Origin of the sequence: Desulfobacterium sp. N47, assembly GCF_051233685.1 — a bacterium.
Taxonomy (GTDB): domain Bacteria; phylum Desulfobacterota; class Desulfobacteria; order Desulfobacterales; family RPRI01; genus RPRI01.
In genome coordinates, this window is record NZ_JBAMMY010000268.1 from 1 (window position 1) to 11,129 (window position 11,129).

Genomic DNA, 11,129 nt, shown 5'->3' on the forward strand with positions numbered 1-11,129 from the left:
ATGGTGTTTTGCCATCAACTTGATATATTCTTGTTCCTCTTCCTTTAGAACCGGCCTTACCGTTATCGTTTGTAATGTCATGGATTTTGCCTCAATAATAATTTTGATCATCTTTCCTATACATTATTATTGGGACTTTGACCACTTGTTTGTTTAATTAATTGTAATTTTTTTTATTGTTCAAAGAACAAAATAACCCTGGGTAATCTCATAAAAGACTGGCCTGTTTTATATAAACCGCTTATAAATGCCGATAAGGTTATAGGTATTGCTCCGGTAAAAGATCATCACAGGAGCGGGGCTTCCATGGCCATGAAAAACTGGTATGGACTTCTTGGGTGGAGAAGAAATGTTTTCCACCAGGATATAAATAACATAATAAAAGAACTGGCAATCATGCTTAAGCCCACGCTTGTTATTCTTGACGGAACAACAAGCATGATGTCAAACGGGCCTACAGGCGGTTCACTTTCTGATTTAAAACAGACAAATACTATGATAGCCGGAACGGATCAGGTTGCCGTTGATGCTTACGGTGCAACACTTCTTGGTAAAAGTGCAAGTGAACTTGCATACATAGAAAAAGCGCATACTGCAGGAGCGGGCAATATAGACTACCGCATGCTGAATCCTGAAATGATAAGCGTTTTATAACCATGCAAATTAACCGGCATACAAAAAAAATTAAAAAACAATAAAATGCAATGTGTTATAAAATATTATTATACTTGCGGTAATATTAAGAATAATATAGCATAAATATTAAGGGAATACGTAAATCGGACACATCTCTTGGCCGTATGGAAACCCCAGGCATATTGTTCTTCAAAGCTAAGATCATGAAATTCTTATTTACTGTACAGCAATCACAATTAAAATATTTATCATGGGAAGACTTATAGATGAAGAAGATGAAGCTTACAATCTTTGCGAGACTCATGATCGGCTATATTGCAATTATACTTTTAATTATTTACCTGGGAATCTATGCCCATCTCAGACTTAATCAGGTTAATCAAAATATAGCTTATATTATTTCAGTTGATGATACTACGACAAGTATTACCGCAGAACTTAAAGACTGTCTGCTTACACAACTGGAATTTGAAGAAAAGTTCTTTGTTTTAAAGGATCAGGATTTCTATATGCAGTTTTGGAAATCGGAGAATTCTTTCCCGAATGCTATAGGAAAATTAGAAATACTGGCAGACACATCTTATAAAACAAAATTGGTCAATGATGCTATAAATGCTTATAATATATACCTGACTCTTTTCAGAGATGAGGCTAAGGAATCATTGCTTAACCGGAATTCCAATGAAGAAAGCTATAAAGTTTATAAGGGAAAAAGAGATAAACTGATAGCTGAGATAGATCGTATTCTGAAAGAACTTACCAGCATAGCCGAACACGACAGATGGAAAAAAACCCGCGAAGCCAGCGCTATAAGCATTAAAGTTGTACAAGTGACTACCGCACTTGTAGCCTTAGCGGTTTTAATGGTGGCTTTTATATCCTTTTTCAATACAAAAAGAATAAACCGTCCAATACTGCTTTTAAAAGAAAAAACAACGGAGGTTGCAAAAGGCAGATATCCTGAGCCATTAACTATTCATTCTCCTCCTGAGATCGGAGAGCTTGCCACAGCATTTAATAATATGTGTGATCGTCTTAAGGAACTGGATGATTTAAAGATAGACTTTATCAGCCATATATCCCATAAATTACGTACCCCTCTTACTGCAATTCAGGAGGCATCGGGTATGTTGCTTGAAGGAATCTTTGCAGGTAAGCCGGAGAGGCAGCAAGAGCTATATTCCATTATAAAAGATGAATGTAAAAGGTTGATTGTTGAGGTTAACCGGATCCTTGATCTTTCACGTATGGAAGCAAAGATGATGGATTATCACTTTGATGTTACTGACATAATGCCTATTATCAGAAAAAATATATTGAAATTATCGCATCTTGCACAAAAAAGGGGTATTGAATTAAATATGTGTCCTGTAAATAGTTTGCCCCCTATAAATATTGATCAGGAGAGGATACTTCAGGTAGTTGAAGAACTGCTGGGGAATGCCCTGAAATTTACCCCGGAAAAAGGGAAGATAAACATCTCAGCTATATTAAATGAAAAAGGGATGATCGAGATATCTGTTACGGATACCGGGTATGGAATTCCGGAGATGGAACTCGGACGGGTTTTTGAAAAATTCAAACGGATAGAAGGTGGAAGAGCAGCAGAGAGAGGGACTGGTTTGGGGCTTTCTATTGCAAAGCATATAATAACTGTTCATGGAGGTCAAATATGGGCCGAAAGCAAGCCGGGAAAAGGAAGCACTTTTTCTTTTACCTTACCTGTATAATCATTATATTAAGTATATCAGCTTTTTCGGGGTGCGCCCTTAAAGAAAAGCAAATGCTGATGGAAACACAGGATTTGATGATCAGGAGCGACTATAGTCTTGCGCTTGAAAAAAATCAGCAACTATTGGAAGAATTTCCTCAACTAGGGGATAAGGCTCTTTTTAATATGGGTTTAATATATGCTAATCCGGTAAATCCTGATTATAATTATAGGACATCCTTAAAATATTTTAAAAGACTGACAGAGGAATTTCCCGAAAGCAAACTGAACAATCAGGCCCCAATATGGATGTCGCTTTTGTATAAAGTTATGGAACGAGGTAAAAAGATTGAAGGACAACGATCGGAAATAGCCGGCTTAAATGATAAAATTAATGTTATGAAAAAAGAAAACCAGATAAAAGACAAAAAAATTGAAGATCTGCAAAAGGATAATCAGTTAAAGGATAAAAAAGCAGATGATCTGCAGCAACAGATAGAAAAATTAAAAGAGATAGATTTGAATATCCAGAAAAAAAAGAGAAGCGTTAATCATAAATGAGGCTGTTATGGATAAAATACTGATAGTTGATGATGATTTAAATATTCTAAGGGTCTTGCAGATGAGACTTGAGGCCGAAGGTTATGCGACAACTTCTATATCCGATGTTCAGAAGGCAATAGAAGTTACCAGAGAGGAAGAATTTGATCTGGCTCTGGTTGATCTGAAACTTGCACGCAAAGACGGCATCGAACTTATGGGAATATTACATGATATCCGGCCTGAAATGCCGGTAATTATCCTTACTGCCTTCGGAACCATTGAAAGTACAGTTAATGCCATGCAAAAGGGAGCATACAGCTATATAACAAAGCCTTTTGATCATCGACAGCTTTTATTGCAGATAAAAAACGGTATTGAAAGGACAAGTCTTTCAAAAGAGGTGAAAAGACTAAAAAATATTGTCGGAGAACGTTATGAATTCAAGAATATAATATGCAAAAGCGGAAAGATGAAAGAGGTTTTGGAGCAGGTGGCTATGGCAGCTGAAACCGATTCTAATGTATGCATACATGGTGAAAGCGGAACCGGCAAGGAGCTTATAGTCAAGGCCCTGCACCTTGCCAGCATGAGAAAAGACGGCCCCTTTCTGGCTATAAATTGTGCCGCAATTCCTGAAAATCTGCTGGAGAGTGAACTGTTCGGTTTTAAAAAAGGGGCTTTTACCGGAGCAATGTCCAGCAAAAAAGGGCTGTTTGCCCAGGCTAACGGCGGCTCTATGCTTTTGGATGAAATTACTGAAACGCCATTGCCGATGCAGGCGAAACTGTTGAGAGTTCTTCAGGAAAGAGAGTTTTACCCTCTTGGATCTGAAAGCTCTGTTAAAGCTGACGTCAGGATAATAGCCGCCTCCAATAAGGATCTGGCAAAGGAAGTTGAGAAAGGGCTTTTTCGTAGCGATCTTTTCTATCGTCTTCATGTTATCCCCATACACCTGCCGCCTTTAAGAGAGAGAAAAGAGGACATCCCGCTTCTTGTAAATCATTTTTTAAAAAGATTTTGTGCGGAAATGAAAAAGGATATAAAAGAATTTACTCCTTCTGCTATGCATGGACTTTTATCACGCGACTGGCCCGGTAATGTCAGGGAACTCGAAAATACCGTAGAATACGCAGTGGCAATGACCACACAGGATACAATCGGTGAAGACATGATTCTTCAAACTCCGAAGAATAGAGAGGAAGGGATAAAACCGCTTAAAGAAGCCAAAAATGATTTTGAAAAGAAGTATTTATCCAACATCCTTTCAATATCTGAAGGTAATATAAGCAAAGCAGCAAATCTGGCAGGAAAATATAGGGCTGATTTATATGATCTTTTGAAAAAGCACGATATAAATTCAACAGATTTTAAAAAACAAAGCTAAGTGTATGAATTTACCTTCGCATTATTTTAGTTTTTTATCAAATAGTTAGACAATAGTCTGCACCTTTGGCCAATCATTTTGTATGAAATACCCTTCATTTAATTCAGACAAGATTATTCTCTGAGACAATATCTTATTAAATATCAGCATATTATAAAAACGATCATTTTTGGCCCATACTTTGCTAAGCAACAATAAGAATAAGCAGTGTTTATAAGTTGGCTAATAAACAATATTGATGTGCCTTTTATAAAACCGTCAGAATTGATGAAACCGTAAAAAGTCGGAAAACCCTCGTTTCGTCATTCCGGCGAAGGCCGGAAACCAGTAAATCCAATATGTTCTGGATACCGGCCTTCGCCGGTATGACGGTTTGGGGACTTTTTACGAGTCCATCAGAATTAAAAGCCATGAAAAAGTGTAGAAGCTGTATTAATAGATAATAAACAAAACCATGTCAAGGAGTTATAAGATGGACAAAATGAAAGTTCTGATAGTCGATGATGATGAGATAATTGCCGGTCTTGCTAAAATCATATTGGATAACATGTTCGATAATGAATATATTTTCAAAATCAAGACAGCAGCGAATGGCGAGGAGGGATATAAGCTATCCCTTGATTTCAAACCGGATCTTGTTCTCACCGATATACAGATGCCGGGAAAAAACGGCATAGAAATGGTCAGAGCTATAAGACAACATAGTCCGGAAATTAAGACTATATATATGAGTGGTGAATGGAGTAAATTCCAAACTCCCCTTCAGGAGGAACATACAATGCACCAGGCATATTTCTTAAAAAAACCCTTCGCTATTTCCGAACTCAAACAGTTGCTTTGTGAAGCATAATATTGTGTCCGGCTATATGATAAGGAGGTAAATACAATGAATAAATCATTTCATGCAAAAATATTTTCATTGTTTATTATTGTCCTGTTGATGTTTTCTTTTGCAGAAACAGCATTTTCCAGGGAATTAAAAGATAATAGTTTGATAAAAGTGGCAGGGATAATTGCAGATATCAGTCCTGATACAGGAAAGGTTTCTATAGCGGATACCACTGGTATGGCCTTGTCTTTAACTGCTAGCATGGATGTTGAACTCAGGAATTTTAAAGCTGGTGACAATGTAGTTGTAGAATATGATAGATTATCGGGAATTATTCTGTCAATGATCAAACATGATTTGAAATAAACAAATTGGCATGGAATCGCAATAAAAATGATGGGTTAAAATAGTAGAAATCAGTGAAAGGAAAAAGCGATAATATGGCACCAAATTTCAGCATAGAGTCTAAAAGACATGGCAAAGACATACATCTTAGGCTGATAGGAGATTTTGACGGTGCTTCTGCTCTTGAGCTTATTTTTTTTATGAACAGATGTTTTTCAAATAATGAGAAAGTATTTATCAATACCGACTTTCTTTGTTTGATAGAACCATTTGGTATTAATGTTTTCCGCTATAATATCAGTCCGTTTATTAGCTCCGGAAATCGTTTTGAGTTCACCGGTGAAATAGCATCTGTTTTTCAGGAATGCTGCTGGCAAAGCCAGGTTTATTCTGATTTTGATACAAGAAATGGAAATCCGAGTTTTAAGGACAACAGTCTTTTGATTCATTAATTTATATTGTGGTAATTTTTAATTTTAGTTAAAATGCAGGAAAGCTAACGCTCTTTCCTGCCTGTAAAGTTTATTTTATTATTTTATAGGAGGAACAGAAAATGAAATATTTTTTCCGCTTCTGTAGCGCAACTCCATGATTTGCTGTAATCACAGGTCTTGTTATGATATCAACTTTAATGGCTTATGGGGTAATCCAATTTCTTAAGTATTTAATATAATAATGTGAGGATTTGTATGAAACGTATTTCGTTGTGTCTTGTTTTTGTTATGTTTTTCATCGGTGTAGTTCCAAGAGTTGAAGCAGGTTTCTGTCCTTCGGTATCCCTGTCAAAGTATGACAGAGCAACGGAAATAGATAAAATACAGAATGTTCTGGAAACAAAAATAATTAAAGAAAGGCTTGAACAATTAGGCCTTACTCAAAATGAAGTCAACGGCCGGCTCTCGCAACTCAGCGACAGCCAGATCCATCAGCTTGCACTTAATATTGATGATCTGAAAGTCGGAGGAAACGGGTTTGAAGTTTTGGTTGTAATCCTTCTTATTGGAATACTTGTCGGTATATGGGCTTATGTTACAGGCTACAAGGTAAATGTTTCCCGTAGATAGAAAAATATCCATTTAAGTTTAAGGTTCAAAATGATTTTACAAGTTATAATATGTATCTTTTAATTATTTCGGTAAAATCAGAAAATATAGTGCTGCGTTGTTAATGCAAAAAGAATAAAACATATAAATTTATGACAATAAACTCCCGGATATATCCTCACAGTTATTCAGGATATATTAAAACTTGCCCATCCGGAGGGTTTCTCTGTCTGTTTATTATACTCATGTTTTTCCTTTCGTCATGTGCAATATCAAAAGACAACGTGGGAACAGGCATGGCCCACCTGATAAGAAATGTTCCTTTCTTCCCCCAGGAGACTTATCAGTGTGGGCCAGCTTCTTTAGCCGAAGTGATGCTTTATTGGGGAGTAAAAACTTCTCCTGAATCTATCTCCAAAGAGATATACAGCAATTCTGCGAGAGGAACTCTTACTCTGGATATGGTTTTGTATGCCCAAAAAAAAGGCTTGAATGCGATACATACAAACAAAAACCGTAATATCAGCTACATCAGAGAAAATATAAACAATGGGTATCCGCTTATTGTCATGGTGGATTATGGCTTCTGGAAGTATCAGCAATATCACTATATGGTTATAATAGGTTACAATAATAATGGTATAATAGCATATTCAGGAAAAAGCCCTCAGAAGTTTATCAATGAAGAAGATTTTCTGAGAATATGGGGAAAAGCAAATTCCTGGACATTATTGATAACACCAAAGCAATCAAAAAAACAATGATCAGTCGTGGGTACATCCGATCTCAATTCATATCTCTTTGCTGTCTGTTTTTATTTTTTAGCTGTGGCCTCTCAGAAATTAAGCTGCTTGATGACCCGCTCACCGCCCAGGAACATCTTGATCTTGGTTTATCCTATGAAAAAATAAACGAGGTTGACCCCGCGATAAAACAATATGAAATGGCCGCAAAAAGTCTTCCGGTTGCCTATCTGTATCTTGGAAATGTTTATTTCAAAAAAAACAATTTTGATGAAGCAGTAAATAATTATAAAGAAGCGATCAGAAAAGACCCTCAGAACTCAGACGCCTACAACAATCTTGCATGGCTTTATTACACAAAAAAAGAAAATCTTGAAGAAGCGGAAAAACTGGTTCTAAAGGCCATGACAATTAATCCGTCAAAAGAAAATATCTATCTTGATACACTGGATAAGATAAGAATATTAAACAGACAAAATAAAAAAATATTAACACCATCATATTAACTGTTCAGAACTGTAAAAAGTATCGCGCTATTGTAATGAGAAATGTTTACGCTTTGATGGATTCGTAAAAAGTCGGTACTTGCATTAAAATAAATCTTTTTACTGCACAAGATTGAAAATAAAATAATCGCCTGCAGCCTGTTGATGTAACTTCTGCAAGTCATTCATATCTTATACTTTTCATTCATATCTTATACTTTTGCAAAATATCTGAATACATATATTCCTTTCGTATTATTCCCTTGCCCGCGCAGTATCCCGATGATATAAATAAAAAAACTAAAATAATTTATAAAATTCTATAAAATAGAAAGGATTCAATGATGAAAATAGCGGTAAGCGGCAAAGGCGGAGTAGGTAAAACAACTTTTTCGGCTCTTTTAATACGTGCTTTGAACAAAAACGGCAAACATGTACTTGCTATAGATGCCGATCCGGATGCCAATCTTGCAGCAGCAATTGGAATTAAAGGGGCGGACAAGATAGTTCCTATTGCGGAAATGAAAGACCTTATATTTGAAAGAACGGAAGCACAGCCCGGAACCATAGGCGGGTTTTTCAAACTTAATCCTAAAGTGGATGATCTTCCGGAAGCTCTTTCCGCCCGGTTTGAAAATATAAAACTTATGAGGCTTGGTGGAGTCAAAAAAGGCGGATCAGGCTGCATATGTCCTGAAAGCACTCTATTAAAAGCACTTGTAACACATGTAGTACTTTCAAGGGACGAAGTTGTGGTTATGGACATGGAGGCAGGCATAGAGCATCTTGGCAGGGCCACTGCACAAGCTGTTGACAAGCTTTTCATAGTAGTTGAACCGGGACGGCGCAGCATTGAGACTGCCGGGCATATCAAAAAACTTGCTTCCGAAATAGGACTTAAAAATCTATCTCTTGTCGGCAATAAAATAAGAAGCGATAAGGATATGGAATTTTTAAAAGAGAACCTTCCCGGTTTTGAATTCTCATGTTTTATACCATATGATGACGCCCTTATTGAAGCGGATTTGAATGGGATATCTCCTTTCGACAATAAAACAAGCGCTATAATAGAAATTGAAAAGGTAATCGCCGGATTAACTGAAAAATGAGGAAAAGATATATTCCTGTGCAAAAGCGTTGGGGCAAAAAAATCCCGGCTGTCAGGATAAGACCTGGCGCAGACAGTGAGCTGAAAAATGTCTTTGCTTCTATCGGAGTTCCTGAGCAAGCCGAATTTAAACCCGACCCTTTTCAGTTAAATGCGATAGAGGCGATAGAAAAAGCTGACTGTCTTGTTACCGCTCCTACAGGCGCAGGAAAAACATGGATAGCCGTTCAGTCCATCGCAAAAGTTTTCAAAAAAGGAAAAAAGTCCTGGTATGCTTCTCCCTTAAAAGCTTTGTCCAATTCGAAATATCATGAATTTTGCGACATATTCGGTTCGCATAATGTCGGTATACTGACAGGAGACAGAAAAGAGAATCCCGATGTTCCCATAATAGTCGGTACAACGGAAATATTAAGAAACCAGCTCTATGATGCAATGCATCATGGGGAGACACTTGCAACCGATTTTGTGGTTCTTGACGAAGCACATTTTCTTGGTGATGAGGAAAGAGGGGTAGTATGGGAAGAAACAATGATATATCTTCCTGCAAGAATTCCTCTTTTAATGCTTTCAGCCACAATAGGCAACGCAGAGCAGATAGCATCCTGGCTGTCATCCATCCGGAATAAAGAATGTATAGTTATCAATGAATCAAAAAGACCTGTACCTCTTTTTCCTCTTTATCTTCATCCTGCCGGAACGCTTCTGCCTCTGCTTTCAAATGCCTCTTCAAAGGAAGGAGGGGCACAACTTTTCAAAAAGATAGGAGAGCTTTTAAAAACCCAAAAATACGGCAGGCAATCCTATTTTCAGACTTTACCGCCTTTTGGCGATATATTGGCCGTGCTCAAAAAGTATCATCTTCTGCCTGTAATATTTTTTTTAAAATCCCGCGCCGATTGTGATGCAGCACTTAATCTTTGTTTAAATCACAGCATTTCAAATTCTTCCAAAAGACAGCTTAAGGAAAGAATAAAAGAACTCGAAAAAAATATTCCTTATGTCTCATTTCATCGCCATATTGGTAAGCTTGAAAATTTAGCGGTTGCATCTCATCACAGCGGGCAGCTTCCGTCATGGAAACTCATTGTGGAAACACTCATGACCGAAGGCTTACTTGATGCAGTATTTGCAACATCTACCGTTGCTGCAGGAGTTAATTTTCCGGCCAGATCCGTTGCTTTTTTAAACTCCGACCGTTACAACGGAAAAGAGTTTATGCCCCTTTCATCCACAGAGTTCCACCAGATGACCGGAAGGGCAGGCAGAAGAGGAATGGATAAAATCGGCTTTATGCTTGCGATACCGGGCAGATTTCTTGATATCAGATTAATAGCAAAACTTATTTACTCTCCATCCCTTGACATCCCCAGCCAGATCAGAATCAACTTTTCAATGGTATTAAATCTTTTGCTTTCGCATTCCCCGGATCAGATTGAAGATCTGTTGAAAAAATCATTTGCAGCTTATATTTTAAAACAGAAGAAAGAGAAACAGGGCAAAAAGTATTTAAGAAACGGAAATGAGCTGTTGCTTAAAGCTTTCACACATCATCTTGATTTTTTGATAGAAACCGGATATGTCTCAAAAAGCGGCGCACTTACAGAAGACGGTATTTGGGCGTCTCAGCTTCGGGTAGATCAGCCTCTTATAATTGCAGAAGGATTCAGGCTTAAAATATTTCCCCAAAAAGATCCGGCACTTCTTGCCGCTATAATCGCATCATTTGTAAATGAAAAAGAAATGGAAGATAAAATCGATAGAAGTTTTACTCCTGCAAAACTTCTTTTGGCTTTTGCCCAGGTAAAAAAAGGCTTGTTGCCCTTTGCCAAACTGATGTTTGACAGCGGATTTGAAATAAGGCCTCTTTATTTAAGGGCTTGTGCCGCGATTTATGCCTGGGCTGCAGGAGAAACCTGGGAGAAGGTAGTATTGATATCTGAAATGGATGAGGGCAATCTTGCGATGCTGATTTTGCGAACCGCAGATAATTTAAGACATATAAGATCCCTTTCAACAGCATTCCCGGAAGCCTCCCATACAGCAGCCGAAGCAATAGACCTGATCCTGAAAGATCCTGTTTTACCTTTTGATTATTTTCCGGTTCATCGGCAAAATGCGGAAGAAGATGGCCGGGAAAAAGCCGAATAATAAAATAAGAAAATGGCCTATTGACTTAGCTGACCCAATTATTTATAATAAACATCATGAGCAGCAATATTGGGGTTAAGCCAAATTATGGGGAAATGAGTTGGTTGATTTTCCAGGAAGACTTTCAGAGTGAAGATGACTGTTATGCCTG

12 protein-coding genes are annotated in these 11,129 nt (G+C 37.5%); all 12 read left to right on the forward strand.

Translation table 11 applies throughout. The features are described from left to right. Positions 1-198 precede the first annotated feature (198 nt). Complete coding sequence (locus VXK47_RS17100) at positions 199-654, forward strand: DUF362 domain-containing protein (protein WP_435550007.1); 456 nt, start codon at positions 199-201, stop codon at positions 652-654. A 248-nt stretch (positions 655-902) separates the two neighbouring features. Beyond that, on the forward strand, positions 903-2,366 hold the full coding sequence (locus VXK47_RS17105) for a sensor histidine kinase (RefSeq protein ID WP_435549996.1): 1,464 nt from the start codon (positions 903-905) through the stop codon (positions 2,364-2,366). 53 nt (positions 2,367-2,419) lie between these two features. Beyond that, complete coding sequence (locus tag VXK47_RS17110) at positions 2,420-2,908, forward strand: hypothetical protein (RefSeq protein ID WP_435549997.1); 489 nt, start codon at positions 2,420-2,422, stop codon at positions 2,906-2,908. A 7-nt stretch (positions 2,909-2,915) separates the two neighbouring features. Beyond that, the gene (locus VXK47_RS17115) at positions 2,916-4,274 is read left to right on the forward strand and encodes a sigma-54-dependent transcriptional regulator (RefSeq protein ID WP_435549998.1); all 1,359 of its coding nucleotides are present in this window, start codon (positions 2,916-2,918) and stop codon (positions 4,272-4,274) included. A gap of 472 nt (positions 4,275-4,746) precedes the next feature. Beyond that, positions 4,747-5,124, forward strand: a complete 378-nt coding sequence (locus tag VXK47_RS17120) for a response regulator transcription factor (protein WP_435549999.1) — start codon at positions 4,747-4,749, stop codon at positions 5,122-5,124. A gap of 36 nt (positions 5,125-5,160) precedes the next feature. Beyond that, positions 5,161-5,469: a hypothetical protein gene (locus tag VXK47_RS17125; protein WP_435550000.1), complete on the forward strand. Its 309-nt coding sequence runs from the start codon at positions 5,161-5,163 to the stop codon at positions 5,467-5,469. Between the two features lie 74 nt (positions 5,470-5,543). After that, the gene (locus VXK47_RS17130) at positions 5,544-5,900 is read left to right on the forward strand and encodes a hypothetical protein (RefSeq protein ID WP_435550001.1); all 357 of its coding nucleotides are present in this window, start codon (positions 5,544-5,546) and stop codon (positions 5,898-5,900) included. Positions 5,901-6,137: 237 nt separating this feature from the next. Then, on the forward strand, positions 6,138-6,512 hold the full coding sequence (locus VXK47_RS17135) for a PA2779 family protein (protein WP_435550002.1): 375 nt from the start codon (positions 6,138-6,140) through the stop codon (positions 6,510-6,512). A gap of 275 nt (positions 6,513-6,787) precedes the next feature. Then, entirely contained in the window at positions 6,788-7,255 is a 468-nt protein-coding gene (locus tag VXK47_RS17140; protein WP_435550003.1) for a C39 family peptidase, read from the forward strand. After that, positions 7,195-7,740, forward strand: coding sequence for a tetratricopeptide repeat protein (locus tag VXK47_RS17145; protein ID WP_435550004.1), 546 nt, complete (start codon positions 7,195-7,197; stop codon positions 7,738-7,740). Before VXK47_RS17140 ends, VXK47_RS17145 begins: the two co-directional genes overlap by 61 nt. A 320-nt stretch (positions 7,741-8,060) precedes the next feature. Then, complete coding sequence (locus tag VXK47_RS17150; RefSeq protein ID WP_435550005.1) at positions 8,061-8,828, forward strand: AAA family ATPase; 768 nt, start codon at positions 8,061-8,063, stop codon at positions 8,826-8,828. Then, positions 8,825-10,978 (forward strand): DEAD/DEAH box helicase, encoded by a 2,154-nt coding sequence (locus tag VXK47_RS17155; RefSeq protein WP_435550006.1) that lies wholly within the window; start codon positions 8,825-8,827, stop codon positions 10,976-10,978. Before VXK47_RS17150 ends, VXK47_RS17155 begins: the two co-directional genes overlap by 4 nt. The last annotated feature ends 151 nt before the right edge of the window (positions 10,979-11,129 follow it).

Excerpts from the sequence above, each read along its gene's own strand:
- VXK47_RS17105 (WP_435549996.1), top strand. The coding sequence starts at position 903 with ATGAAGAAGATGAAGCTTACAATCTTTGCGAGACTCATGATCGGCTAT.
- VXK47_RS17110 (WP_435549997.1), top strand. The coding sequence starts at position 2,420 with ATGCTGATGGAAACACAGGATTTGATGATCAGGAGCGACTATAGTCTT.
- VXK47_RS17115 (WP_435549998.1), top strand. The coding sequence starts at position 2,916 with ATGGATAAAATACTGATAGTTGATGATGATTTAAATATTCTAAGGGTC.
- VXK47_RS17120 (WP_435549999.1), top strand. The coding sequence starts at position 4,747 with ATGGACAAAATGAAAGTTCTGATAGTCGATGATGATGAGATAATTGCC.
- VXK47_RS17125 (WP_435550000.1), top strand. The coding sequence starts at position 5,161 with ATGAATAAATCATTTCATGCAAAAATATTTTCATTGTTTATTATTGTC.
- VXK47_RS17130 (WP_435550001.1), top strand. The coding sequence starts at position 5,544 with ATGGCACCAAATTTCAGCATAGAGTCTAAAAGACATGGCAAAGACATA.
- VXK47_RS17135 (WP_435550002.1), top strand. The coding sequence starts at position 6,138 with ATGAAACGTATTTCGTTGTGTCTTGTTTTTGTTATGTTTTTCATCGGT.
- VXK47_RS17140 (WP_435550003.1), top strand. The coding sequence starts at position 6,788 with ATGGCCCACCTGATAAGAAATGTTCCTTTCTTCCCCCAGGAGACTTAT.
- VXK47_RS17145 (WP_435550004.1), top strand. The coding sequence starts at position 7,195 with ATGGGGAAAAGCAAATTCCTGGACATTATTGATAACACCAAAGCAATC.
- VXK47_RS17150 (WP_435550005.1), top strand. The coding sequence starts at position 8,061 with ATGATGAAAATAGCGGTAAGCGGCAAAGGCGGAGTAGGTAAAACAACT.
- VXK47_RS17155 (WP_435550006.1), top strand. The coding sequence starts at position 8,825 with ATGAGGAAAAGATATATTCCTGTGCAAAAGCGTTGGGGCAAAAAAATC.